At 46.9% G+C, this 24,888-nt stretch carries 24 protein-coding genes and 1 riboswitch; of the genes, 17 read left to right on the top strand and 7 right to left on the bottom strand.

From position 1 onward, the window contains the following. Positions 1-165 precede the first annotated feature (165 nt). Positions 166-1,890, bottom strand: a complete 1,725-nt coding sequence (ptsP, locus tag ASG02_RS09290; RefSeq protein WP_056062784.1) for a phosphoenolpyruvate--protein phosphotransferase — start codon at positions 1,888-1,890, stop codon at positions 166-168. Between the two features lie 352 nt (positions 1,891-2,242). On the opposite strand from ptsP, the gene ASG02_RS09285 reads away from it, so the two are divergent. From ASG02_RS09285 to ASG02_RS09280, 3 genes are read left to right on the top strand one after another with little or no spacing between them, the layout of a single operon-like run. Beyond that, positions 2,243-3,655: a leucyl aminopeptidase gene (locus ASG02_RS09285; protein WP_056062781.1), complete on the top strand. Its 1,413-nt coding sequence runs from the start codon at positions 2,243-2,245 to the stop codon at positions 3,653-3,655. Then, positions 3,652-3,822: a hypothetical protein gene (locus tag ASG02_RS15600; protein ID WP_156358998.1), complete on the top strand. Its 171-nt coding sequence runs from the start codon at positions 3,652-3,654 to the stop codon at positions 3,820-3,822. The genes ASG02_RS09285 and ASG02_RS15600 overlap by 4 nt, the downstream gene beginning before the upstream one ends. Then, complete coding sequence (locus tag ASG02_RS09280) at positions 3,803-4,471, top strand: DUF429 domain-containing protein (RefSeq protein WP_035406068.1); 669 nt, start codon at positions 3,803-3,805, stop codon at positions 4,469-4,471. Before ASG02_RS15600 ends, ASG02_RS09280 begins: the two co-directional genes overlap by 20 nt. On the opposite strand, the gene ytvI is transcribed toward ASG02_RS09280, so the two are convergent. Beyond that, the gene (ytvI, locus tag ASG02_RS09275; protein WP_056062778.1) at positions 4,451-5,575 is read right to left on the bottom strand and encodes a sporulation integral membrane protein YtvI; all 1,125 of its coding nucleotides are present in this window, start codon (positions 5,573-5,575) and stop codon (positions 4,451-4,453) included. The two genes, ASG02_RS09280 and ytvI, sit on opposite strands and share 21 nt — an antisense overlap. An 89-nt stretch (positions 5,576-5,664) precedes the next feature. Between ytvI and ASG02_RS09270 the strand changes: the two genes are divergently transcribed. Both ASG02_RS09270 and ASG02_RS09265 read left to right on the top strand, forming a co-directional pair. After that, positions 5,665-5,850 carry a hypothetical protein gene (locus ASG02_RS09270; RefSeq protein ID WP_056062777.1) on the top strand — a complete coding sequence of 62 codons (186 nt, stop codon included), beginning with the start codon at positions 5,665-5,667 and terminating at the stop codon, positions 5,848-5,850. Then, the gene (locus ASG02_RS09265; RefSeq protein WP_235514020.1) at positions 5,816-6,703 is read left to right on the top strand and encodes a MazG nucleotide pyrophosphohydrolase domain-containing protein; all 888 of its coding nucleotides are present in this window, start codon (positions 5,816-5,818) and stop codon (positions 6,701-6,703) included. Before ASG02_RS09270 ends, ASG02_RS09265 begins: the two co-directional genes overlap by 35 nt. Positions 6,704-6,741: 38 nt before the next feature. Here the strand turns inward: ASG02_RS09265 and ASG02_RS09260 are convergent, their stop codons facing one another. From ASG02_RS09260 to ASG02_RS09245, 4 genes are read right to left on the bottom strand one after another with little or no spacing between them, the layout of a single operon-like run. Continuing rightward, complete coding sequence (locus ASG02_RS09260) at positions 6,742-7,932, bottom strand: aminotransferase (RefSeq protein WP_035406082.1); 1,191 nt, start codon at positions 7,930-7,932, stop codon at positions 6,742-6,744. After that, positions 7,929-8,426: an Lrp/AsnC family transcriptional regulator gene (locus ASG02_RS09255; protein ID WP_035406085.1), complete on the bottom strand. Its 498-nt coding sequence runs from the start codon at positions 8,424-8,426 to the stop codon at positions 7,929-7,931. Before ASG02_RS09255 ends, ASG02_RS09260 begins: the two co-directional genes overlap by 4 nt. 4 nt (positions 8,427-8,430) lie before the next feature. Then, positions 8,431-9,225: a glycosyltransferase family 2 protein gene (locus ASG02_RS09250; protein WP_035406088.1), complete on the bottom strand. Its 795-nt coding sequence runs from the start codon at positions 9,223-9,225 to the stop codon at positions 8,431-8,433. Positions 9,226-9,282: 57 nt separating this feature from the next. Beyond that, positions 9,283-9,522, bottom strand: a complete 240-nt coding sequence (locus tag ASG02_RS09245; protein ID WP_035406091.1) for a NifU N-terminal domain-containing protein — start codon at positions 9,520-9,522, stop codon at positions 9,283-9,285. A gap of 461 nt (positions 9,523-9,983) precedes the next feature. Between ASG02_RS09245 and ASG02_RS09240 the strand changes: the two genes are divergently transcribed. From ASG02_RS09240 to ASG02_RS09200, 9 genes are all read left to right on the top strand, one after another. After that, a complete protein-coding gene (locus ASG02_RS09240; protein WP_056062774.1) occupies positions 9,984-12,251 on the top strand; it encodes a ribonucleoside-diphosphate reductase subunit alpha in 2,268 nt (755 codons plus the stop codon). A gap of 18 nt (positions 12,252-12,269) precedes the next feature. Then, entirely contained in the window at positions 12,270-12,758 is a 489-nt protein-coding gene (locus ASG02_RS09235) for a flavodoxin domain-containing protein (RefSeq protein WP_056062771.1), read from the top strand. Beyond that, a complete protein-coding gene (locus ASG02_RS09230; protein WP_035406099.1) occupies positions 12,727-13,770 on the top strand; it encodes a ribonucleotide-diphosphate reductase subunit beta in 1,044 nt (347 codons plus the stop codon). The genes ASG02_RS09235 and ASG02_RS09230 overlap by 32 nt, the downstream gene beginning before the upstream one ends. Positions 13,771-14,177: 407 nt before the next feature. Further along, positions 14,178-14,570: a S1 domain-containing post-transcriptional regulator GSP13 gene (yugI, locus tag ASG02_RS09225; RefSeq protein ID WP_012371159.1), complete on the top strand. Its 393-nt coding sequence runs from the start codon at positions 14,178-14,180 to the stop codon at positions 14,568-14,570. Positions 14,571-14,705: 135 nt separating this feature from the next. Next, on the top strand, positions 14,706-15,872 hold the full coding sequence (locus ASG02_RS09220; RefSeq protein WP_056062767.1) for an iron-containing alcohol dehydrogenase: 1,167 nt from the start codon (positions 14,706-14,708) through the stop codon (positions 15,870-15,872). A 113-nt stretch (positions 15,873-15,985) separates the two neighbouring features. Next, on the top strand, positions 15,986-17,335 hold the full coding sequence (locus ASG02_RS09215) for a glucose-6-phosphate isomerase (RefSeq protein WP_035406105.1): 1,350 nt from the start codon (positions 15,986-15,988) through the stop codon (positions 17,333-17,335). 173 nt (positions 17,336-17,508) lie between these two features. Then, positions 17,509-17,982: an RNA deprotection pyrophosphohydrolase gene (ytkD, locus tag ASG02_RS09210; protein ID WP_035406108.1), complete on the top strand. Its 474-nt coding sequence runs from the start codon at positions 17,509-17,511 to the stop codon at positions 17,980-17,982. Next, positions 17,954-18,718: a S9 family peptidase gene (locus ASG02_RS09205; RefSeq protein ID WP_052018981.1), complete on the top strand. Its 765-nt coding sequence runs from the start codon at positions 17,954-17,956 to the stop codon at positions 18,716-18,718. Before ytkD ends, ASG02_RS09205 begins: the two co-directional genes overlap by 29 nt. A gap of 166 nt (positions 18,719-18,884) precedes the next feature. Beyond that, positions 18,885-20,138, top strand: coding sequence for an EAL and HDOD domain-containing protein (locus tag ASG02_RS09200; protein ID WP_056062764.1), 1,254 nt, complete (start codon positions 18,885-18,887; stop codon positions 20,136-20,138). Positions 20,139-20,164: 26 nt separating this feature from the next. On the opposite strand, the gene pckA is transcribed toward ASG02_RS09200, so the two are convergent. After that, entirely contained in the window at positions 20,165-21,733 is a 1,569-nt protein-coding gene (gene pckA, locus ASG02_RS09195; protein ID WP_197026209.1) for a phosphoenolpyruvate carboxykinase (ATP), read from the bottom strand. Between the two features lie 234 nt (positions 21,734-21,967). Continuing rightward, positions 21,968-22,094, top strand: a riboswitch (SAM riboswitch). Between the two features lie 128 nt (positions 22,095-22,222). Here pckA and metK point away from each other — a divergent pair. The 3 genes from metK (at position 22,223) to ASG02_RS09180 (ending at position 24,840) form a co-directional block, all read left to right on the top strand. Further along, complete coding sequence (gene metK / locus ASG02_RS09190) at positions 22,223-23,431, top strand: methionine adenosyltransferase (RefSeq protein WP_023469108.1); 1,209 nt, start codon at positions 22,223-22,225, stop codon at positions 23,429-23,431. 137 nt (positions 23,432-23,568) lie between these two features. Further along, entirely contained in the window at positions 23,569-24,057 is a 489-nt protein-coding gene (locus ASG02_RS09185; RefSeq protein ID WP_035406114.1) for a GNAT family N-acetyltransferase, read from the top strand. 78 nt (positions 24,058-24,135) lie between these two features. After that, a complete protein-coding gene (locus ASG02_RS09180; protein WP_035406117.1) occupies positions 24,136-24,840 on the top strand; it encodes a serine aminopeptidase domain-containing protein in 705 nt (234 codons plus the stop codon). Positions 24,841-24,888 lie beyond the last annotated feature (48 nt).

The raw sequence follows: 24,888 nt of genomic DNA, 5'->3' as shown, positions 1-24,888 counted from the left end.
TTTATTCAGAATCGGTTTTTCGTCATAGAACAAGGCCCTCGAAACGACTACACGTTTCGAGGGCCTTTCGTTTGTGAAACTGAGTTATGTCCCAGCCTCTTGTTTTTTTGTTAATCGGCATAAAAAAAGACGAACCTGGATTACTCCAGATTCGTCTAACAGAAATTATTTTTTGATATCGAATGTCGTGCTGAGGAAGTCGACGACTTCTTCTGCTGTATCCATATCAAGCACTTGCTCGACGATTGCTTCACATTCTGACTTGTTGAGGCGTGTCATCAAGCTACGTGCGCGAAGGACAGATGAAGCAGACATCGAGAACTCATCAAGACCAAGCCCAAGAAGGATTGGGAGTGCCAATTCTTCTCCTGCCATCTCACCACACATGCCGACCCATTTGCCTGCTTTGTGTGCTTCTGTGATGACGTTGTTCAAGAGGTTCAAGATTGCAGGATTGAACGGTTGGTACAGGTACGATACTTTTTCGTTCATCCGGTCTGCCGCCATCGTGTATTGAATCAAATCGTTCGTTCCGACAGAGAAGAAGTCGACTTCTTTTGCGAACTGACGAGCCATGACCGCAGTTGCTGGGATCTCGACCATCATACCGACTTCGATGTCTTCTGATACAGTGACACCTTCACCTTGGAGATTTGCTTTCTCTTCAAGGAGAAGTGCTTTTGCAGCACGGAACTCTTCGATTGTTGCGATCATTGGGAACATGACAGCGAGTTTACCGTATGCACTTGCACGAAGAAGTGCGCGCAATTGTGTACGGAACAAGTCTGTTTGATCGAGACAGAGACGGATCGCACGGTAACCGAGGAACGGGTTCATCTCGTGTGGGAGATCAAGGTACGACAATTCTTTGTCGCCACCGATATCGAGCGTCCGAATGACGACTTTTTTATCGCCCATTGACTCGAGAACTGTTTTATATGCTGTGAACTGCTCGTCTTCCGTTGGGAATGTCTCTGCATCCATGTAGAGGAATTCTGTACGGTAGAGACCGACAGCTTCTGCTCCGTTTTCAAGCACGCCTTTGACATCGTTTGGTGTACCGATGTTTGCAGCGAGCTCGACGTGGTGACCGTCAGCCGTCATTGTTTTTTCGTTCTTGAGTTTTTTCCACTCTTCTTTTTGTGCGATGTATGCTGCACGTTTTGCTTCATACTCAGCGACTTGCTCTTCACTTGGGTTGACGATGACATCACCTTCCGCACCGTCAAGGATGAGAAGATCGCCGTGTTTAACGTCCGTCAAGACAACTTTTGTTCCGACGACTGCTGGGATTTCGAGTGAACGTGACATAATGGCAGAGTGCGATGTCCGGCCACCAATGTTCGTTGCGAAACCTTTAGCATACTTACGATTCAATTGTGCCGTATCTGAAGGAGTCAAGTCTTCCGCGATGATGATGACTTCTTCGTTAATTTGAGCTGGAGTGACGAACGTGATACCGAGAAGGTGAGCCATCGTCCGTTTCGTGACGTCGCGGACGTCCGCTGCACGTTCACGCATGTATTCGTTATCCATTGATTCGAAAATCATGACCATCATGTTCGCGACTTCATCGAGTGCTTTCGCAGCATTTGCTTGCTCGTCCTCGATTTTTGCGTTCACCTGACTAACGATTTCCGGATCTTCTAGGATTAGAAGGTGAGCCGAGAAGATCTCCGCTTTATCTGGACCTAATTCTTTTAAGGTATTTTCACGAATGACTTCGAGTTCCGTCTTCGATTTTGCGATTGCTGCTTGGAAACGTTCTTTTTCCGCAGCCGCATCCTCGATTTTGTGCGATGGAATCTCAAAGACCGGTGTTTCCATCACGAATGCCTTTGCAATCGCGATCCCTGCAGAAGCGCCAATTCCTTTGATGTGTTGTGCCATGTGCATTACCCTCTTTTCAGTAAGTTTTTTTAACGCGACGACTTCGTTTCTTAGCTATCTATAGATACCCATAAACGCCTCTCTCTTAACGAGCCTTCTGCGCACTCTCCCTTGAATGAAAACGTAGACATTTCCCGGAACAGCAAACGCATCGTTTCTTGAAGTGTCTCAATATTTCACCTGTTTAATCCTATCATATTGTGAAACGGGCAACAATTGTTTGAAACCAAGCATTTCGACAAATTGGCAAACAAGAATCGTGTAAGCGTTTGCGATTCGTTGAGAGGCTATCAGTTGGAAAATGACTGAAAACACTTCATACTAATAGGTATTAGATAAAGGGGGAATTTTTATGCAAACGAATCAACCCGTAGACGTACTGATCGTCGGGATATCAGGGAATCAACCGCTTGATGAACGATTACAAGCACTGTATGGTGACAAACTAGAAGAGTGGGTCCGTCAAGGTGATATCTCAACGAAACGGGGAGAACTTCGTCTGTTGCCGACGTTATCGGGAGACGTCGCACGTGTGCTGTTCGTCGGACTTGGGAAAGTCGATCAACTCTCGCAAGACAACTTGCGCCGTTTGCTCGGAAAAGCCGCACAACATGTCAAAGCACGCCGCTTAGAACAGGTGACAGTCGACGCGACGACGTTTCCAGGTCAACCGGTCGAACTGATTGCTGAGACATTCACCCTCGCTACATATGAGGTCAAACATTATAAAACATCTCCTTCTAAAGCGTACACGCTTCATCTGACGGTCTTACCTTCTGAAGACGAGGCAGTGCGTCGCGGAACAGCCTTAGGGGAAGCAACGAACTTGGCGCGACGTCTCGTAACGATGCCGGGAAATCTTTTGACGGCGCCAGCGCTTGCGGACGAAGCACACTTCATCGCGGAGCGTCATGGACATGATCTCCGAATCATCGATAAGGAAGAGATGGAAGCACTTGGCATGGGTGCCTTGCTTGCCGTCAATCAAGGATCGGTCATTCCGCCGAAGTTGATCGTCCTTGAATACAAAGGCTCAGTAGAAGCACCGATTGCTGTCGTCGGAAAAGGTGTCACGTTCGATACAGGTGGTTATTCGATCAAACCAAAAGACGGGATCGTCGGGATGAAAGGAGATATGGGAGGCGCAGCAGCAGTTCTTGGTCTGTTTGAAGCACTCGGTCAACTCAAACCTGATGTTCACGTCATCGGCGTCATTCCGGCAACGGATAACATGATTTCTGGTGATGCTTTCAAACCGGATGATGTCATCACATCGATGGCAGGAAAAACGATTGAAGTCTTGAACACGGATGCAGAAGGACGACTTGTCCTCGCAGATGCAGTCACGTACGTGAAAGAGTACCAGCCGAAAGCCATCATCGACCTCGCAACATTGACAGGTGGTGTCCTTGTCGCCCTTGGAACAGAAATCACAGGTGCGTTGACGAATGATGCGTCACTTTACGAACGCTTTGAACAGGTGACGAAAGAGACGAACGAGATGGTTTGGCAAATGCCATATGTCGATGCGTTCATCAAACAAGTCCGCCGCTCAGATGTCGCAGATTTGAATAACTCACCGGGACGCATGGGACACATGATCTTCGGTGGTGCGTTCGTCGGGGAATTCGTCGGCGACACACCATGGTTGCACCTCGATATCGCGGGAACATCGGAACAGAATCAAGCGTCTGAGATTGGTCCAAAAGGAGCAACGGGTGTCATGGTTCGTAGTCTGTATCGATTCGTCGAGCAAGAAAAATGAGACGTTGGAATCTACTCGGCGTCTTGTTGACGATTCTTACCGTCGTCTGGTACTTGGATGCACGAGATCGTCTATCGCTCGGTCTTGCGACATTTATCGGTATCTTCACGGTCTTATCACTACTGCGTTCTTTCCGGGAGAAGACGAATGCACGTCATCGGGATTGATGCGGCAAAGGCAGGATGGGTCGTCGTCAGGTACGAAAATGAGACGTACTCAGGATCAATCGAACCGACGCTTGGACAGATCCCGCCAGCCGACCGAATTTGGATCGATATGCCGATCGGTTTGATGGAAGGACGACGCGAAACAGATCAGCTGTTGCGACAGGAACTGCGCCCCGGACGAACGAGTAGTGTCTTTAATGCACCATTTCTCAGTGCGTTGACAACATCAAGTTATATGGAAGCAAATGATTTAGCGAAACAACATGCTGGTATCGGACTTTCGAAACAAGCGTGGTATCTATTGCCGAAAATCCGAGAAGTCCGTCATGCGTATCGATCTGAAATGATCGAATCACATCCGGAAGTCTGCTTTGCACGCCTCGCCGGTCATCCGGCACGTTTTTCCAAGAAAACAAAGGAAGGCATCGCGGAACGAATCGAATTACTTGAACAATACGATTGTCCCCCGTTATGGGAACAGCGTCAGCCGAACGTCGCGATTGATGATTGGCTTGATGCTTGTCTGCTTGCGACCGGTGCACGTTTTCCATGCGATTACTTTCCAGCAAGTCAACCAGTGGACACGGAAGGGTATCCTTTATATGCCGCTGTACCCAAAAAATCACCCTCACCGAAATGGTGTGGGTGATCCTTTCACGAAGTCCCAGATGTAATGGAAAATCTGTGCATTGTAGAGTGCTTTTAAGATGACGGCAATCAATGGTCCAAGGATTAACCCGAAGACGCCGAAGAATTTGATCCCGACGAACAACGCAATCAATGCCGTAATCGGTTGAATGCCGATGTTATCGCCGACGATCTTCGGTTCCATGATGTTGCGCTGGAGAATGACGATGGCGTACAAAATGCCAAGTCCAATCGCAAGCGTCGTATCTCCAGTAATCACCGAGTAGGCGATCCAAGGCAGGAAGACGGAACCGGTACCGAGATACGGTAAGATGTCGAAGAAGGCAGCGATGAAAGCAACTGCGAATGGATGATCGACACCAATGATGAACAAACCAATCAAGACGATGAAAAACGTGATCGTGATCAACGTGAGCTGCGCTTTAAGATAGCCAAATAAGGCAGATCGTAAGCTCAAGAAGACCGACTCGACACGAGCGAACCAAGGAAGCATCTCGTAGCGCTTCAATCGCATTTCGTACTGGTGCCAATCCTTTGCGATAAAGAACCAAGCGAGTAAGACGATGACGAAAATCAACGCAATCGATGGCAAAGTCGCAAGAACAGATTGAAGCATCATCGCAACACTTTTTGAGCCTTCTCCAATCGCACTCGCAAGCGAACTACCGAGCGATTGAATACTGTTTTGGACCGTATTTTGTTGGGATGGTTCTAATGAACGTAATGCTTCGGACGCATCGTTCCAAATCGGTGCCAGTTTTTCGTTGTATAGCTTTTGAAAATACAGACTCAACTCCTGGATTTGTGCCGGTAATTGATTGGCGACAAATACGAGACCGCGAATCAACTGCATGATGATCAAGGCAAGCGAACCGATCAATAAACCACTGATCAAAATGATGGACAACAACGCACCCCATCCACGATTGATCCGTAATCGCTTTTGAAAGAAATCGACGAGCGGACGGCTGAAAAGAGCAAGCAGAAACGCAAAGACAAACGGGTACAAAATGGACGAGAGGCGGATGAGTAACCATCCAACAGCTACGAAGGCGAAGATCACCGTCAAGAACCGGGCCATTTGCCAAAGACGTTCAGTCGACACAAGCAACACCTCTTACTGGATTATGTAGAATTGATATCATCATATCATGTTTAGGTAGGGAACGAGTCATTCAAAAGGAGGAGAAAGCGATGCGTAAAAGAGAAATCGGATTATTTGCTGCATTGATTGCTGCGACATCCGTTGGAATCCGAGAATGGAAGAAAAATCAGGCGTTTGCCAAACGTGTCAAACAAGAGACGGAGGCGCAAGTACGTCAAGCAATCGTGGAGGATCAGACAGATGGAACAGATGAAGATACTGCAACAAAAGGTTGATGCGACGATTCGTTCACTCGGAGGTTATTTTCGACCGCTATCTGGTCTCGCACGCTTGACAGAAGAAATCGGTGAAGTCGGCGAAGCACTCGAACAAAGAGATCAAGAAGCTCTTCGTTCAGAACTTGTCGACGTTTTGATGATCTCGACGTGTCTTGCCAATCAATACGTGACGGATCTTGCGGTGCAACATGAGACGCTCGGAACGGTAAACGATGATCAGGATGGTTCCTTTTATCGACTTGTGCATGAAGCTGGTCAAGTCGCACGCGTCATGAATGGATACGAAGGGGATAAACCGCCTAAAGCGAAGGATACAATTGTTCCAATCGGTCATTCTATCGCACGTCTGCAACGGGAATTATTTCGTTTAGCACGACCACTTCAACTCGATTTACTGTCGGAAATCGATCGGACGAATGAAAAGAATCTCAAGCGGGATAAAACACGCTTTGCCTTGACACGTGATCCCATTACCGAAAAAACGATTGATCACTTCCGGAGTGCGACAGGAAGTGAGGCACGTCTCTGGGGAGCCCCTGCGTACGAAGAGAATCAAACGCTAAAGGAGAATATGGAGACGGCACTCCCTTCGCTCCGGCGTTTCCTACGTTGTGCAACGATTGAAGGAATCGAGGCGTTCGTCTTCGAAGCACCGATGGAACGCTCGCGTAGTCTAGTTGAAGTCAAAGAGCTGGCGGATGAAATGGGACGTTTGATCAAGGAACGGACACCGCTTGACTTTAAGGACTCACCGTATCGGGTGGAAGTCTTTGCGCCACAACTCGGTCCAGTCTCGCCGTATCATGCGGAAGACGACTATCGGATGTTTCTTGTTTTCTATGTCGATTAAAAATAAGCCGCCTGCTCGTTTGAGCAAGCGGCTTATTTTTAGTGTGAATGAGACGATGTTGTCTCATCCTGAGTCTGCCATTTTTTCATGAAGCGCTGAATGCGCGCGATGGCTTCTTGCAGTTGCTCGATTGAACTCGCGTAACTTGCCCGGACATAGCCTTCACCGCTTGCTCCGAAGACGGATCCTGGAACGACAGCGACGCGCTCAGCGAGCAACAATTGCTCGGCGAACTGCTCACTCGTCAGCCCGGTATGACCAATGTACGGAAAAGCATAAAAGGCACCGCCTGGTAAGTGCGTCGGGAGACCCGCATCGTTTAACGCCTTGACGAAGTAATTCCGGCGTTGGCGATAACTTGTCACCATATCAGGGACCGTCTTATGACGAGAACGGAGCGCTTCAATTCCTGCAAACTGGACGAGTGTTGGTGCACACATCATTCCATATTGGTGGACCTTCAGCATCGATTGCGTGATCGCAGGTGGTGCGCAAGTGAAGCCAAGCCGCCAGCCCGTCATCGCGAAGGCTTTCGAGAAACCATTGATGATGATTGTCCGCTCCCGCATACCAGGAAGGGTCGCAAAACAAATCGCTTCCGTTTCGTAGGATAGCTCCGCATAGATTTCATCACTGATGACATATAAATCATGCTTTTGAACAAGTAACGCGAGGTCCGCTAATTGATCGCGTGTCATCGTCGAGCCTGTCGGATTCGATGGGAAACAGAAAATGATTGCTTTCGTTTTGTCCGTCAGCAACTGTTCGATCGTTTCCGGTTGAATCGCAAAACCGTCTTCTGCGTGACATGCAGCGGCGACAGGAATTCCTCCAGCAAGTTCGATCAAGGGGGCATATGAAACGAACGCCGGTTCAACGACGATGACTTCATCTCCCGGATTGATCAAACTACGAAACGCAAGGTCAAGTCCTTCCGAAGCTCCGGTCGTGACGATGATCTCTTCCGTCGTCGAATAGGAGATGGCGAACTTTTCTTGCATGTAAAGCGCGATTTCCTGACGTAACTCGAGTAAACCGGCGTTAGCACTGTATGCTGTGTAGCCCTGTTCAAGTGCTGCAAAGCTTGCTTCTCGGACGTTCCATGGCGTGACGAAATCGGGTTCACCGACACCAAGTGAGATGACATCTTCCATCGATCCGGCTAAATCAAAGAAACGACGAATGCCGGATGGGGCTAGCTGTTCGACACGTGTTGATAAAGATTTCATGGAGACACCTTCAATCGTTTGTCGTCATCATCCTGACTGAAGAGAACGCCATCGTGCTTATACGTCTTTAAGCGGAAATGGGTCGTCGTCGAGATGACGGAGTCGAGTGTCGATAATTTTTCAGAAACGAATTGAGACACTTCTTGTAGCGATTTGCCATCAAGTACGACTTGTAAGTCATATGCGCCTGACATCAGATACAGGGACGTCACTTCCGGGAAACGATGGATTCGCTCTGCGACTTCATCAAAGCCGCGTCCCCGTTTTGGTGTGACTTTGACATCGATGAAAGCTGTCACGCCGTGATGGGCATGAATCTTTTGCCAGTCAATGACGGCGGTATAGCCGAGTAGGACACCGTCACGTTTGAATGTTTCGATCGAAGCTGCTACTTCTGACGCTTCCCAATCGAGCATCTGCGCAAGTAAGTTTACGTCCATCGGACCATTTTGTGTTAATAGTGCTAATAATTCGAGTTGTTTTTCGGTGTACATGGAATCACTCACTTTCTGTCAATTGACCATTGAAGGTACGGCGTGTCTGTCGCAATCGTGCGCGTCGTTCTTCCTGAACAATATGGAAGTTCTTCATTTCACGTGTCGGAAGTTGATGTTTTTCGACCAGGCGGTCAAAATAGACGCGTCGCGTTGCGTCTTGTCGTGCCGACTCATGATTGCCGGACGGGTTGAAGGCGTACAGGACGGTTGCTCGTGCCGGATGTAACACTAAATGATCCTTACCGACGCGTAAAATCCAGTCCCAGTCCCAGTAGTTGAAGACGTCTTCATCAAACAGACCGAGTTGATCGTGGAGCGATTTACGGTAGAGCGATCCGGACGGAATGTACGTCGAGTCTTCTCGGATCGTCTCCGGATCATACGGGTACGCGAACGGTTCGGAATGGAGTGCAATCCGGTGACCGTCTTCCCAGCGATACGTAAAGAGCTCCGCGTCCGTATACGTTAGATCCGCGCCGGCTTCGAGATCACCGACTGCCTCTTCGAGATGACTCGGTAATAAGAGGTCATCGTCATCATGAAGTAAGATATACCGACCGGAAGCGAGCATGACACCGTGATTTCGAGCACGGACGTGATGATTTTCAGGTAACTCGACATATGTGATCTGCAGACGATCCTGATAGGCAGAGGTCACTGCTGAGACATCGTCGCCATTATTGTTTAGGACGATGACATCGAAGTCCTGATAGTGTTGACGTGTCAACGCTTCTAGCGCTTCTGCTAGTTCGCGAGGACGATTGTATGTCGGGATGATGATGGATACGGTTGGCATCAGCGATCGCTCCTTGAACAAAGACACCTGTTCAGGAACAGGTGTCTTCTTGTTTTTTTACATGTTTGCTTCGATACGTGGTAGCAGCTCATTCCATTCTGCTTCTGGTTCTTTCGTGACCGTCACGAAGTCGCCGTAAGCGAATAGATTATCGATGCCGTCGATCGCGATCAAAGATGCGAGCAACGTATCTTCCGGTGTATCTTCTTTTTTGACACTCGTACTTTTCGCACCGAAGCGCTGTTCCTCGAGCGTGATTTTGACGGAATTCGGGTTTGGTGTGTAATCGACTTGCATAGGTAAGCTCCTTTCAACGTACATACGTATATGCCATATGTCATCTTTTCGTGATAGTTGGATTCAATCCTTCTTCCTCCAAACGGAAGATCGGTACGTTCAGTATATCAGAAAATTCGAAGAGAATATTTTTCTTCTGATAGGAGAAATGACTCATCTTTATTTTAAGGGTTCGCGTGAACTTATAATATGTTTTACTCGCTATCTCAATATATCTCAAAAGGCGTCATGATGCCTTTTTCAAATTGTTTGACCTGAATTTCAAAGCAAGGGGTTATTTTTTTAGATTTCAGTGATAACCTATATCTTGTACATTAACAGGTTTAAAAACGTCTAAAACGTCTATATATAGAGTGATACTTGTAGAGTTCTTTCTATATGTAGGACGTCTTTTTTTAGTTTAGCGTATTTCATCGTGTAATGCGAACCTGTTTAACGATAGAGAATGGGAGTGGTTCATAGTGGCATCTCCACTGAATACAGCACGCATCTTTAAGGGTGCAATGACAATAGAAGACGTATATGTCGTGATTCGACAAGCGACGGAAACGTATCCGGAACTTGATATCGACCGCTATACAGAACGTGCCATCCGAGCGCTTGAAGGGAAGTCCTTACAAGCAGATCAAGTCTATGAACTGTTAACGATGCATGCACTCGATATGTTGAAGGCAGAAGAGCCGAACTGGACATTCGTAGCGACAGCGACTTACTTAAATCGGTTATATCTAGAAGCGGGTGAAAACCGCGGATATGCAGCGGAAGAACGATATGGTTCGCTGTATACATTGATTGAAAAGCTGACAGAAATCGGTATCTTCACGAAACATTTACTGGATGCGTATTCGAAAGAAGACATCAACGAACTGTCGGCAACGATTGATCCTTCCCGCGACCACCTGTTCACATACATTGGCCTTCGGACACTGGCAGACCGGTATCTTGCACGTGATCACGTCAAAAATTTGTACGAGCTACCGCAAGAACGATTCATGGTCATCGCGATGACGCTGATGCAGAACGAACCGAAGGAACGTCGTTTAGAACTCGTCAAAGAAGCCTACTGGGCATTGTCGAACCTCTACATGACGGTCGCGACACCGACGCTTTCGAACGCCGGTAAATCATATGGTCAACTCTCATCATGCTTCATCGATACAGTCGATGATTCGCTACGCGGCATCTATGACTCGAACACGGATGTAGCGACACTTTCTAAGGGTGGCGGCGGAATCGGTGTCTACATGGGGAAAATTCGCTCACGTGGATCAGACATCAAAGGCTTTAAAGGTGTTTCAAGTGGTGTCATCCCATGGATGAAACAATTGAACAATACGGCAGTCAGCGTCGATCAGCTCGGTATGCGCCAAGGATCAATCGCCGTGTATCTTGACATCTGGCATAAGGACATCCTCGAGTTCTTAGATGCGAAGCTCAACAATGGGGACGAGCGACTTCGGACACATGACTTGTTCACGGGCGTTAACTTACCAGACCGCTTCATGCGTGCTGTAGAAGCACGAGAAGACTGGCACCTGTTTGACCCACACGAAATTCGGACGATTATGGGCTTCAGCCTTGAAGATTATTTCGATGAGACAGAACAAGGCGGTAGCTTCACGGAACGATACGAAGCATGTGTCAACGAACCGCGTCTCAGCAAAAAAACAGTCCCAGCGATTGATCTCGTCAAACGCTACATGCGTTCGCAACTTGAGACAGGGACGCCATACATGTTCTTCCGTGACGCCGTTAACCGTGCGAATCCGAATAAACATGCAGGCATGATCTATTCATCAAACCTGTGCTCGGAAATCATGCAAAACATGAGTCCGACCACCGTGACAGAAGAATATACAGAAGACGGTAAAATCATCGTCACGAAGACACCAGGTGACTTCGTCGTCTGTAACTTATCATCGATTGCGCTTGCACGTGCGGTTCGTTCAGATGTTCTCGAACGATTGATTCCGATTCAAATGCGGATGCTTGATAACGTCATCGACTTGAATACGATCGATGTTCCGCAAGCACAATTGACGAATCAAAAATACCGTGCCGTTGGTCTTGGAACATTCGGTTGGCATCATCTGCTCGCGCTCGAAGGTATCCGTTGGGAATCGGTCGAAGCGGTGCAATACGCAGACCGTCTCTACGAGAAAATCGCTTACTTGACGATCGATGCGTCGATGCAACTTGCGAAAGAGAAAGGCGCGTACCGTCTCTTTGAAGGTTCAGAATGGCAAACAGGAGAGTACATCAAACGTCGCCACTACAAAACGACGGATGAACTCGATTGGGATCGTCTCCAAGCCGACATCACGGCGCACGGGATGCGGAACGCTTACTTGATGGCAGTCGCACCGAACTCATCGACGGCGATCATTGCGGGAAGTACGGCATCGATTGATCCAATCTATAAAAAAGTCTACTCAGAAGAGAAGAAAAACTATAAGATCCCAGTTACCGTTCCGGATTTAACACCGGAAACGAACTGGTTCTATAAATCAGCGTTTGAGATTGACCAGTTATGGAGCATTCGTCAAAATGCTTCGCGTCAGCGTCACATCGACCAAGCGATCAGCTTTAACCTGTACGTGAAAAATAACGTCAAAGCAAAAGAATTACTCGAGATGCACATGGAAGCATGGCAACTTGGGATGAAGACGATCTACTACACGCGTTCGACGACGGTTGAGATCGACGAATGTGAATCGTGTTCATCATAAGATAAGGAGGACGATATCATGAAGGCAGCAATCGTATATGCGTCATTGAGTGGAAACACGGAGGAGGTGGCAGAACTCGTCGCGAAGACGTGTTCTGAGATGGGAATCGAGCCGACGATGTTGTTTGCGGACGAAGTGACGACGTATCAGTTAATGCCTTATGATATCGTCTATTTTGGTTCGTATACGTGGGGAGATGGGCAATTACCCGACGATATGCGCGACTGTCTTAGAACGGTTTTGAAGGAGAGCACGCATGCGATTCCGCAGGCAGCTGTTTTTGGAACAGGGGATAAGATGTTCGTCAAATATTGTCGCGCCGTCGATGAGATGGCGTATCACCTCTCGAAATTCGGGGTCCCGCTTGCCGGAGAACTGTTGAAAATCGAACAGTCACCACGCAATCGCCCGCATCTCGTCAAGGAATGGACAAGACGGACCATTCTTCAATTACAGCAAGAAGGAGTCGAAGCACATGGAACAGCTACAAAAAATCAAACTGCTTGATGCACGTCATCCAAATCGCGCGACAGCGATCATCGGTGGCGAAACAAGTGCCATCGTCAACTGGAACGACATTGCGTATCCACAGTTTTACTCGATCTACAAACAACTGTTATCGAACTTTTGGATTCCAGATGAGATTTCAATGTCAAAAGACATGCAACAATGGAATCAATTGAGCGAACGAGAACAAGATGCATTCAAACGAATCATTGGGCTACTCTCGATCCTTGACTCGGTTCAGACACGCTACATCTTGGAATCAGCGATGTTTACATCGGATTCATCCGTTCATGCGATTCTCGCCATCATCGCACAACAGGAAGTCGTTCATAATCAATCGTATAGCTACGTCTTATCCAGCTTAGTTCCATTGGCTGAACAAAACCGGATTTTCGATATCGCGAAAGACGATGACATGGTCATGAAGCGCAATGCATTCATTCTTGATTTATACGAAGATTTCCAAAATGACCGGACTCCAGAAAACTTCGCGAAATCACTCGTTGCTTCAATCGTTCTTGAAGGGATCAACTTCTATTCTGGCTTTGCTTTCTTCTATAACCTAGCGCGCCATCAGAAGATGGTCGGAACATCGACGATGATCAGCTATATTCAACGTGATGAATTGCAACACTCGTACTTCATCAGCCAGTTATTACGTGCTGTCTTGTCAGAGCATCCAGAAATCGATGCAGATGGCTCATTCACACAATTCGTCTACGACACGTTTAAGCGTGCCGTGGATCTTGAAATCGAATGGAGCGAATATGTCTTGCGTGATCTAGACGGTCTGGACGTCAGTGAAATGCGTGACTATGTCAAATATCTTGCGAACAAACGCCTTCGCGTCATCGGTTTGTCGGACCTCTACGAAGGACACGACGAAGACGTCATGCCATGGATTCGGGCATATTCAGATGATTCGATGAACGCAACGAAATCGGACTTCTTCGAACAAAAATCACGTTCATATGCGAAGGTAACGGATGCGAATGGATTCGATGACCTATAATTGATGATTGCTTCTACTCTATATTTCCTTTACGCTAGGACAGGTGAGGTTCTGCTCGACTCGCAGAAAAACAAGTCCTCATGACCCTGGAAGATGCGACGCATCTGAAGCGGCATGAGGGCTTGTCCGCGGAAAGCGAGCAGACCGCGACTGTCCGTTTTTATTAGAGCGTTTTGAAAGTCGCTCACATCACTTTTCGGTATCTGTTTTTTAGGTCAATTGAGTAAAAGAACAAAAAAAGGGCCGAACTCGGAAAGTTCGGCAGAATCAGGGGGAATACTTGAAGTCTTGCTACTAAAATGTTCCCTTGTGAAATAAAAAATAAACAAATTCCAAAAATATTTTTTACGATACAAGAAAAGTGTGTTATTATAAGTTGATGAATTTAGTTAGGGAGTGTATACATTATGGCAAACTTTGAAAAAGACCAAGTCGTTACTGGTAAAGTAACTGGTATTCAAAACTTCGGTGCTTTCGTAGCACTTGACGAGCAAACACAAGGTCTCGTCCACATTTCAGAAATCTCACACGATTACGTAAAAGACATCAACGATTACGTAAAAGTTGGCGATGAAGTAACTGTTAAAGTTCTCGACATCGACGAAGCTAACAAAAAAATGAAGCTTTCGATCAAAGCAACTCAGGAAGCTCCAAAACGTGAAGCACGCGCGAAAGGTCCACGCAAAAACGCTGGACGTCGCGATGCAGGTCCTGCTTTCAAACAAGAAGAAGCACCTGGATTCAACGTTCTTAAAGGTAAATTGGAAGAATGGATTGAAAAATCAAACTTCCAAAAATAAGCCACATGAGAGAATCGACATCGGTCGGTTCTCTTTTTTTTGCGATTGTTACATGCAATAAGCATTAAATTAGATGCGAAAGGGGAATGTGTGGATAATGTAAGGTGTTCATTACTTATTGAGGAGGCAACACAGATGGAAAACTTTGAATATCGCAATCCAACAAGACTTATTTTTGGTGACGGTCAAGTCAGCCAACTGAAACCACAACTCGAAGCACTCGGTGCGAAGAAAGTCATGCTCGTCTTTGGCGGTGGAAGTATTAAACGTAACGGCGTCTACGATGATGTCACACGTGAACTCAATGCGGCAGGAATCGAGTACGTCGAATGCGACGGTGTCGAACCGAACCCGCGCATCGAAACTGCAGAACGCGGAATTAAAATTGCACGTGAAGCAGGCGTTGACGCACTACTTGCACTTGGTGGCGGTTCTGTCATCGACTGCACGAAATTGATCGCAGCAGGTATCCCGTATGAAGGCGAAGCATGGGATCTCGTCATCGGTAAAGCGACACCCAAAACAGTCATCCCATTCGGAACAGTCTTGACGCTTGCAGCGACAGGTTCTGAGATGAACTCAGGATCGGTCATCACGAACTGGAAAACACAAGAGAAATACGGTTGGGGTAGTCCGCTTACGTACCCAACATTCTCAATTCTTGATCCGAAATACACAGTCAGCGTACCGAAAGATCAAACGATCTATGGTATCGTCGATATGATGAGTCACTGCCTTGAGCAATACTTCCACCCTGCACATGCACCGGTTCAAGAACGCATGACAGAAGGTGTCATGAAAGCAGTCGTCGAAGCAGCACCAAAACTCGTGAACGATCTCGAAAACGTGGAACTTCGTGGAACGATTCTCTTCGCTGGTACGATGGCACTCAACGGTGTTCTTCAAATGGGAGCACGCGGCGACTGGGCATCACACAACATCGAACATGCTGTCTCAGCTGTTCATGACATCCCACATGCAGGTGGACTCGCCATCCTCTTCCCGAACTGGATGCGCCACGTACTCGACGAATCAAACGCACATCGTTTCGTCACACTTGGTGAGAACGTCTTTAACGTCGACACGGAAGGTAAATCAGAGATGGAAGCAGCACATGCAACAATCGACGCGATTAGTGCTTTCTGGACATCACTCGGCGCACCAAACCGTCTTGCGGATTACGACATCAAAGAAGATACAGTCGATTCAATCGTCAAGTCAGCAATGACTCGCGGCGACTTCGGAAACTTCAAATCACTCGGAAACGAGGATGTTCGTCAAATCGTGACAGCTGCCCTATAACAACTCGTAACATTTGCTAATCTTTTCACAAAAGACTTGAACGACCTTCCTTCTTGCGTTTTAATGAAAAGGAAGGTCGCATTTCGTTGCGAATGAATAAGGAGGACGATGGCATGTCAACAGTACGTTTTGATTATTCGAAAGCCCTACAATTCGTAGGTCAACATGAAGTAGAACACATGACGGAGACCGTAAAGACGCTCCACCATGCGATTCATGCAGGAACAGGTGCAGGAAGTGATTTCTTAGGATGGGTAGATCTTCCGACGAACTACGATCAAGCGGAGTTTGCACGTATCCAAGCGTCTGCAGAAAAAATCAAGTCGGATTCTGATGTGTTGCTAGTCGTCGGAATCGGCGGTTCGTATCTCGGTGCACGTGCGGCAATCGAGATGCTTGGACACTCATTCCATAACTTGTTATCAAAAGACGAGCGTAAAGCACCACAAATCATCTATGCAGGGCATAATATCTCATCAACGTATCTGCATGATTTATTTGAAGTACTTGAAGGAAAAGATGTATCGGTCAACATTATCTCGAAATCAGGTACGACGACAGAACCAGCAATCTCGTTCCGTCTCTTGAAAGCATTCATGGAAGAAAAGTACGGTAAAGCAGAAGCGAAACACCGGATTTACGCAACAACGGACAAAGCCCGCGGTGCATTAAAAACACTCGCAGATTCTGAAGGATACGAAACATTCGTTATTCCAGATGATGTCGGCGGACGTTTCTCTGTGTTAACGCCAGTTGGTCTATTACCGATCGCAGCAGCAGGAATTTCGATCGAAGAGTTAATGCAAGGGGCACGTGACGCACAAGAGCGCTACGCGAGCGAAAACCTAGCTGACAACGAAGCGTACCAATACGCAGTCGTCCGAAATGCATTGTATGCGAAAGGGAAAACGATTGAGCTACTCGTCAACTACGAACCAGCACTTCATTACGTATCAGAGTGGTGGAAGCAATTGTACGGCGAATCTGAAGGAAAAGACTTCAAAGGTATCTTCCCAGCAGCAGTTGATTTCTCGACCGATCTTCATTCAATGGGACAATATGTCCAAGAAGGTCGTCGTGATCTGTTTGAGACAGTCATTAAAGTCGGACAAGCGCGTCACGCGTTGACGATTGAAGAAGACGCTCAGGACCTTGATGGATTGAACTTCCTCGCAGGACAGTCGATTCAGTTCGTCAACGATAAGGCAGCAGAAGGCACATTGCTTGCGCACACGGACGGACAAGTTCCGAACCTGACAGTCGAACTTCCAGAGATGACACCGTATCACCTCGGATTCCTGTTCTACTTCTTCGAAAAAGCATGTGCGATGAGTGGTTACCTCCTTGGAGTAAATCCATTCGATCAGCCAGGCGTCGAAGCGTACAAGAAAAATATGTTCGCTCTTCTTGGAAAACCAGGATTCGAAGCAGAAAAAGCAGAACTCGAAGCACGTTTGAAGTAATACAAAACGACAGTCGATTGTTCCTTAGTGGAACATCGGCTGTTTTTTTTACGTTCACGAGATGAGGACGAGTAATCATTTTCCAGATTTATAGGCAATCCTAGCGTTTTCACTTTTAGAATACCCGTGAAACAGGTAAAGTGAAGTTAGAAGAAGAAATGAGGTGCACGTACGTGATTACATTCTTGGATTATTATCAAAATCAAGTGGAGTTAAGTTTTGAGGACCATCCGTTCTCGGATCGCCCTCTACATGTGTGGGTCATTGCCGTGTACGAAGGGAAATGGTTGCTGACCCATCATAAGCAACGCGGATATGAATTTCCGGGTGGGAAGGTTGAACCGGGTGAAACGGCAGAAGAAGCCGCACGTCGTGAAGTGATGGAAGAGACAGGCGGAAAAATCGATTCCTTGAAGTACATCGGGCAATATCGTGTTGCCGGAAAAGGGGATACGATCATTAAAAATATCTACTTCGCGCAAATCGAATCGCTGTCATCCCATTTGGCTGTAGATGAAACAGATGGTGCTTTTCTGTTCGAGGAACTCCCTGATCGTCTCGATACGAACCGACAATACAGTTTCATGATGAAGGACCGCGTCCTTCCAGAGACACTCCGTGTACTTAGCGAACGCCGATTGGTTTGAACTTCCGCGGCAAGGTCCGTTTCGGACGTTTCGGATGTTCTATACGACGACAGACGGGGAGCGCGTCGGTGCCTATATCGTACTTCCGCAAGTCGCGAACGGACAGGGGATTCTCTACTTGCGAGGTGGCACACGATCTATCGGAATGGTTCGACCGACACGGCTGCTCGCGTTTGCGCAGGCTGGTTTTTTCGTCATGGCACCTTTCTATCGGGGAAACTTAGGCGGAACAGGAAAAGAAGATTTCGGACATCGGGATGTCGAAGACGCATGCAGTGCTTTCGATTGGTTGCAACAACGTGTCTCGCATGTTCATGCATTCGGATTTTCTCGTGGGGGGCAAATGGCATTACTCCTGGCTCATCATCGTCCAGTTTCGCGGACGGTGTCGTGGGCAGGCGTGACCGAGTTGACATGGACTTACGAGGAGCAGAAGACGATGCAAAAAATGTTGCGTCGCTATACGGGGGGGACACCAGACACCGTACCTGAGGCGTATAAGGTGCGCTCGCCGCTTCATGTCGCTCCTCAAGGTGAAGTATTATTGATTCACGGTGCGTATGATGAGAACGTTCGTTTACGACATGCGACGGCTTATGCTGCACGTCATCCCGACCAAACCCTGCTTCAGACTTATGCGTATGCACATCAGTTCCCGATCCATGAAAAATTACGTGTGACGCGTGATATTTTGACTTGGTTCGAGACAGGCATTTGGAACCGATATGATACATGATTCAAGCAATACGACGTTTGTCGTATTGCTTTTTGTATTTTGGAAGATGAAGCATAGAGATTGAAAAAACAGACCATTGATACATTGTAAAAAACAATAATCTCCTAAAAAGTAAACTTTGATATAATAGAAACCATCTGAGGACAATGGAGGGGGCAGGAGAACGATGGATATCTTATTAGCACGTCAACCCATCGTTAATCGAGTTGGATCAATTGATGCATTTGAATTATTGTATCGTTCGATTGAACAAATGACTATTTTTGATGGGGATTTAGCGACGATGGATGTATTGACGAATACACTCGTCCATATGGGGGTGGAACATGTCGCGGAAGGAAAAAAACTTTTCGTCAACTTTACGTCAGATTTGTTGAAAAGTGATCTGATTCATTATTTAGATCCTAACCGATTCGTCATTGAAATTTTAGAGACAGTTGATATTGATACTGAAATGTTGTCTGTTCTGCATAGTTGGAAAGAAGCAGGCTTCACATTAGCACTTGATGATTTTGTGACAGATTTACTTCGACAGCACGGAGCGGAATTGTTTGCGTTGATCGATTTAATTAAAATCGACATCGAGGCAATTTCCCCTCGCGAGCAAAGTGCCATTTTGCATATCGTTCGACGTAATTATCCTCATATTAAGATGCTTGCTGAACGTGTCGAGACGCACGAGGACCATACACGTTGTCTTGATATGGGGTATGACTGGTTCCAAGGCTATTTTTATGCTAAACCGATGCTGATGAAAGGGAAAGCTGTTCCACCACAATTGCCGGTGTTGTTAAAGATGCTGAAGTGGCTTGATACGGATGAGAAGTACGATGAAGTCATTGATGAAATCGAAGCCAATCCGTATATCAGCATCCAGGTATTACAACTAATCAATTCTCCGGGAGTGGGATTACGCAATACAGTTAGTTCCGTTCGTCAAGCGATCTCACTACTTGGCTTCGCTCAACTTAAAAGCTGGATTTCGTTGATTGTCTTACGTGAAATGAAGCTCGCAAGTCCTTATGAATGGTCGAATGAGTTGCTGCGTTCTTCCTTACATTGCGCAAAGCTCTGTGAGTTGTTTGCAACAGAAACAAGGACGCTGCAACAAGAGAGTGCCTATATGATCGGCTTGTTATCGCATATCGATGCGTTATTGTCCGTTGATATTGACGACATCATCGATCAATTGCCAATCGAGGATTCCTTGAAGATTGTCCTCCAAGGAAAAGACCATCCGTTCCGGGATTGTCTAGTGCTTGCGATCAGCGCAGATCGCGGTGATTTCGAACAGTTCGAATTGCTCAGTCAACGGTTAGGTGTATCACTTTCGCGAGCATATGCGTTACTGACGGAAAGTCAGGAGTGGCTTATGCAAAAAGAGATGCATCTTCAAGAAGAGACAGATGCCATTCTATAAAAAAAAGAGCCCTGAGGCTCTTTTTTTTATAGACATGGACCTGCTGACTTGATCGCATCCGTCGCACTTTCGAAACGAAGGAAATTATGTTGGAATTTCTCAGCAAGCGAACGCGCTTGTGTGTTGTATTCGTCAGGATTTGACCAGACGCGTACCGGATTGAGTAATTCACTTGGAACACCAGGAACTTCAAGTGGCATATGAAGTCCGAAGATTGGGTGCTCTTCTGTTGGAATCGCTGCAAGTGTTCCGTTGACGGCAGCGTTGACCATCGTCCGTGTATACGATAGCTTCATTCGACTACCTGTCCCGTAAGCACCGCCTGTCCAGCCTGTGTTGACGAGATAAACGGTCACACCGTGACGATCAATCAGTTCTCCGAGCATCGTCGCATACTTTTCAGGTATCAGTGGAAGAAATGGTGAACCGAAGCATGTCGAGAACGTTGCTTCCGGTTCCGTGATACCACGCTCTGTTCCAGCAAGTTTTGATGTATAACCTGATAGGAAATGATACATCGCTTGTTCTTTCGTCAATTTACTGATCGGAGGCAAGACGCCATACGCATCAGCCGTCAAGAAGACAATCGTCTTCGGATGACCAGCCCGTGATGGAACAGCGATGTTATCGATCGCTGTGATCGGATAAGCAGCACGTGTATTTTCTGTCAACGATGTGTCATCGTAATCAGGATGACGAGATTCATCGAGCACGACGTTTTCAAGGACAGTTCCGAAACGGATCGCATCAAAAATTTGCGGTTCTTTTTCGCGTGACAGATTGACCGTCTTCGCATAACATCCACCTTCAATGTTGAAGACGCCGTCATGCGACCAACCATGCTCATCGTCACCGATCAATTGACGGCTATCGTCTGCTGACAGGGTGGTCTTACCAGTACCGGATAGACCGAAGAACAAGGCGACGTCGCCTTCGTGTCCGACGTTTGCTGAACAGTGCATCGAAAGGACATTTTCTTGTGGTAAGAGGTAGTTCATGACGGAAAAAATCGATTTTTTGATTTCGCCCGCATATTCGGTTCCGCCGATCAAGACGATCCGGTGTTCAAACGACATGGCGATGAATGTCTCGGAATTCGTTCCGTCAACGGTAGGATCTGCTTTGAAATGTGGCGCGTAGACGACCGTGAACGGTTCGAAGGCAGCCACTTCAGGATACTCGCGTAAAAAGAGTTGTTTGGCAAACAGGTTATGCCAAGCGTATTGTGTGAGCACACGAACCGGAAGGGTGAAGTGCGTATCTGCCCCAGCAGCAGCTTCTGTGTAGTAGAGCTGATCGGCTTCGTTCATGTAACGAAGAACCTTTTGTAACAATTGTTCAAATTTGTCTCCATCCATCGGTTGGTTAACATGACCCCAATCGATGTGAGACTCGCAGGAAGAATCACGGACGATGAACTTATCTTTTGGTGAACGACCTGTAAATTTCCCCGTTTCTACAGATAGTGCGCCGTTCTCAGCAAGGACACCTTCTTCGTTTCGAATCGCATGTTCGACAAGTTCAGCAACAGATAGTTGTTTGAACACATGCTCTTTCTTGAGTAGTTCTTCGATATTCAGGACCGTCATCGGCATCCTGACCCCACCTTTCCCCTACGTTGGTTTTGGCTCACTGCATTTAGTATGACACATTCATTATATATGACATACTAAAGGGAGCGCAATCATTTTCTGGTGCTGATTTCTATTTATCTGGAAACGCTTTCAGCATTAATAGTTTAACATCTCTTTTAAAAAGTTTCGACTAGAATTTGAAACCTTGCTTGACAGAGTAGGTACAACTTTATATCATGTAATTCGTAACGGATACTCTTATTCTGAGCAGGTGGAGGGAACAAGGCCCGAAGAAACCCGGCAACCGTCCTACATTAATTCATATATTAATGAGGGAAAAGGTGCTCTCCTGAAGCGAAGTAAACACTTCGAACGATAAGAGGGTAAAGGAAGAACGCACAACCTTTCCCTGACCATTTTTTGGACTTGGAAAGGTTTTTTTCATTTTACCGTCCCACTCAACTAGGGGAAATGAGTACACCGTCAAATTCTTTTTTGGGAGGGTCATACATGACAAACCTTAATCGCCGACTATTCACGTCGGAGTCAGTCACTGAAGGTCATCCAGATAAAATCTGTGACCAAATTTCGGATTCAATCCTCGATGCGATTCTTGCAGCGGATCCAAACGCACGTGTTGCGGCAGAAACTTCTGTTACAACAGGTCTCGTTCTCGTTGCAGGTGAGATCACGACATCCACTTACGTCGACATTCCAAAAGTCGTTCGTGAAACGATTCGTGAAATCGGCTACACACGCGCGAAATACGGTTTCGATGCGGATACATGTGCTGTATTGACATCGATCGATGAGCAATCAGCAGATATCGCTCTTGGTGTCGACCAAGCGCTTGAAGCACGTGAAGGTAGCATGTCTGATGCAGAAATCGATGCAATCGGTGCAGGAGACCAAGGTCTTATGTTCGGTTACGCAACGAAAGAAACACCAGAACTCATGCCACTTCCAATTTCGCTTTCGCACCGTCTCGCACGCCGTTTGGCAGAAGTGCGTAAAAACGGTCAACTCGACTACCTTCGTCCGGACGGAAAAACACAAGTCACGGTCGAATACAACGAGAACAACGAGCCGGTTCGTGTCGATACGATCGTCATCTCGACACAACATGCGGAAGAAGTTACGCTTGAGCAAATCCAAGCTGATTTGAAAGAACACGTCATCACACCGGTCATCCCGGCTGAATACATCGACGCAGCAACGAAATTCTTCATCAACCCAACTGGTCGTTTCGTCATTGGCGGACCACAAGGAGATGCTGGATTGACTGGTCGTAAGATCATCGTTGATACGTATGGTGGATACGCACGCCACGGCGGTGGAGCATTCTCAGGTAAAGATCCAACAAAAGTCGACCGTTCAGCTGCATACGCAGCACGTTACGTCGCGAAGAACCTCGTTGCTGCAGGTCTTGCAGACAAAGCAGAAGTTCAACTTGCGTACGCAATCGGTGTCGCGCACCCTGTATCAATCGCAGTTGATACATTCGGCACAGGAAAACTTCCTGAAGCACAACTCGTCGAATTGGTTGCTGAAAACTTCGATCTTCGTCCAGCTGGAATCATCAACATGCTTGATCTCCGTCGTCCGATCTATCGTCAAACAGCTGCATACGGTCACTTCGGTCGTACAGATGTTGAGCTTCCATGGGAGCAAACAGATAAAGCAGCAGTTCTTGAAGAACAAGCAAAACGTTTCGCATAATCAAAAAGTCCGGAAATCCTATGTGGGTTTTCGGGCTTTTTTGTTTCCGCGGAACTTTGCAGGAAACGAATGTTTTTTCTAGAAAAGGGTAAAAGTACATGAGTCGATTTGTATGAGTATAAAGGGGGGGTCCGATTATGGAAATACGCGAAGCTATTCCAGCTGATGCAGGACGTATTCATGACATTGCTATCACATCTTGGTTGGATACGTATGAAGAAATCTATTCCGAACGTTCGAAAGCGCATTTCGTGCAGGAGGCGTATCCGCAAGAAGAAGTCGTTCGTGCGATCCGGACGGCGGAAGAAGCACGGGGAGAGTATTTTTATGTCGGAATCATCGACGAGGAAATCGTCGGTTTCATTCATGCTGTTGATGTCGAAGGAACATGGGAAATCATTCGGCTTTACGTCTTGCCGGAATATCAGCAAAACGGAATCGGAAGACGTCTGATTCGTGAACTCGAACGACAAGGAGCCGTCCCACTCGAAGTCTACGTGGAAGCACGTAACTATAAAGCGCGTCAATTCCTGACCTCATTTGGTTTTGAAGAACTTAGTGAGATGACGGAAGAAGTGTTTGGGCAAGCGGAATCAGTCGTTCGTCTTCGCCATGTTGCCTCGTGAAATCCGTCTCGGGACGGTTTCGTTTGCGTTTGAAATAAGGTATCGTGAAAAGGAAGTATGAAGTGAAGAGGTGAGTTTGTGGTTGAACAACCAACAGGAATCATCGTATTAGTCTATCCGTTACAACTGCGTGCCCGTCCGAGTGAAGCTTTGATTCGAGTACTCGAAAGAGAGTATGAAGTGCTACTCGTCGACGCACCACGTCGCATTTCGTTTGAAGAGCACGGTCAACTGTTAAAAGAAGCATTACGCGAAGCAGGAAAACGAAAGCTACCGATTCATATCATCGCCTGTAGCATGGGGGCACTCGTCGTCAATCGTCTGTTGCAAGAATATGAACTACCAGTCGCAAGTCTTGCGTTCGTTTCACCATTGTTTGATTGGCATCCGTCGAAACAACTCGGAGGTGTCAAACAAGTCTTCGCGAGTGCGTTTGATCGTTTCCGTCCTGATGCGCCACTCGGTACGTTGCCGTTTGGTCAAAGTACGGAAGATACCGTTCGCATCGGTGAACTGACGTATGCGCAGTACCGGGAAATCGAAGAAGAGATCGTCGTACATGACGAGGAACGAAAAAAACTGCCTCGTGTAAACTTGGCTTGTTTTTATGCACCAGACGATCAGTTCGCAGACGTCAAACTGACACTCGAAGTATGTCGGAAAATGGGTGGCGATCAGATTTACTTACAACGTCTACACGGTTTCCCGCATTTCAGCTTTGAACGGTTGAATACACGGTTTGCGGAAAAATTATTGTTGTTTTTTAAATTAGTCGAAGAATGAAAAAAGTGATGGTTTCCATAGCGGAAGCCATCACTTCTTTATTTCTAC

Source organism: Exiguobacterium sp. Leaf196 (assembly GCF_001423965.1).
Classification (GTDB): domain Bacteria; phylum Bacillota; class Bacilli; order Exiguobacteriales; family Exiguobacteriaceae; genus Exiguobacterium_A.
This window is presented reverse-complemented; position numbering and strand designations above follow the sequence as displayed.

What these genes read in the sequence shown, in the direction of transcription:
- pckA (WP_197026209.1), bottom strand. Translation starts at nt 21,733, where the DNA reads ATGCCGATGACGGTCCTGAATATCGAAGAACTACTCAAGAAAGAGCAT.
- ASG02_RS09230 (WP_035406099.1), top strand. Translation starts at nt 12,727, where the DNA reads ATGGAACAGCTACAAAAAATCAAACTGCTTGATGCACGTCATCCAAAT.
- ASG02_RS09235 (WP_056062771.1), top strand. Translation starts at nt 12,270, where the DNA reads ATGAAGGCAGCAATCGTATATGCGTCATTGAGTGGAAACACGGAGGAG.
- ASG02_RS09245 (WP_035406091.1), bottom strand. Translation starts at nt 9,522, where the DNA reads ATGCAAGTCGATTACACACCAAACCCGAATTCCGTCAAAATCACGCTC.
- ASG02_RS09280 (WP_035406068.1), top strand. Translation starts at nt 3,803, where the DNA reads ATGCACGTCATCGGGATTGATGCGGCAAAGGCAGGATGGGTCGTCGTC.
- ASG02_RS09220 (WP_056062767.1), top strand. Translation starts at nt 14,706, where the DNA reads ATGGAAAACTTTGAATATCGCAATCCAACAAGACTTATTTTTGGTGAC.
- ASG02_RS09260 (WP_035406082.1), bottom strand. Translation starts at nt 7,932, where the DNA reads ATGAAATCTTTATCAACACGTGTCGAACAGCTAGCCCCATCCGGCATT.
- ASG02_RS15600 (WP_156358998.1), top strand. Translation starts at nt 3,652, where the DNA reads ATGAGACGTTGGAATCTACTCGGCGTCTTGTTGACGATTCTTACCGTC.
- ASG02_RS09270 (WP_056062777.1), top strand. Translation starts at nt 5,665, where the DNA reads ATGCGTAAAAGAGAAATCGGATTATTTGCTGCATTGATTGCTGCGACA.
- ptsP (WP_056062784.1), bottom strand. Translation starts at nt 1,890, where the DNA reads ATGGCACAACACATCAAAGGAATTGGCGCTTCTGCAGGGATCGCGATT.
- ASG02_RS09265 (WP_235514020.1), top strand. Translation starts at nt 5,816, where the DNA reads ATGGAACAGATGAAGATACTGCAACAAAAGGTTGATGCGACGATTCGT.
- ASG02_RS09215 (WP_035406105.1), top strand. Translation starts at nt 15,986, where the DNA reads ATGTCAACAGTACGTTTTGATTATTCGAAAGCCCTACAATTCGTAGGT.
- yugI (WP_012371159.1), top strand. Translation starts at nt 14,178, where the DNA reads ATGGCAAACTTTGAAAAAGACCAAGTCGTTACTGGTAAAGTAACTGGT.
- ASG02_RS09250 (WP_035406088.1), bottom strand. Translation starts at nt 9,225, where the DNA reads ATGCCAACCGTATCCATCATCATCCCGACATACAATCGTCCTCGCGAA.
- ASG02_RS09200 (WP_056062764.1), top strand. Translation starts at nt 18,885, where the DNA reads ATGGATATCTTATTAGCACGTCAACCCATCGTTAATCGAGTTGGATCA.
- metK (WP_023469108.1), top strand. Translation starts at nt 22,223, where the DNA reads ATGACAAACCTTAATCGCCGACTATTCACGTCGGAGTCAGTCACTGAA.
- ASG02_RS09255 (WP_035406085.1), bottom strand. Translation starts at nt 8,426, where the DNA reads ATGTACACCGAAAAACAACTCGAATTATTAGCACTATTAACACAAAAT.
- ASG02_RS09285 (WP_056062781.1), top strand. Translation starts at nt 2,243, where the DNA reads ATGCAAACGAATCAACCCGTAGACGTACTGATCGTCGGGATATCAGGG.
- ASG02_RS09185 (WP_035406114.1), top strand. Translation starts at nt 23,569, where the DNA reads ATGGAAATACGCGAAGCTATTCCAGCTGATGCAGGACGTATTCATGAC.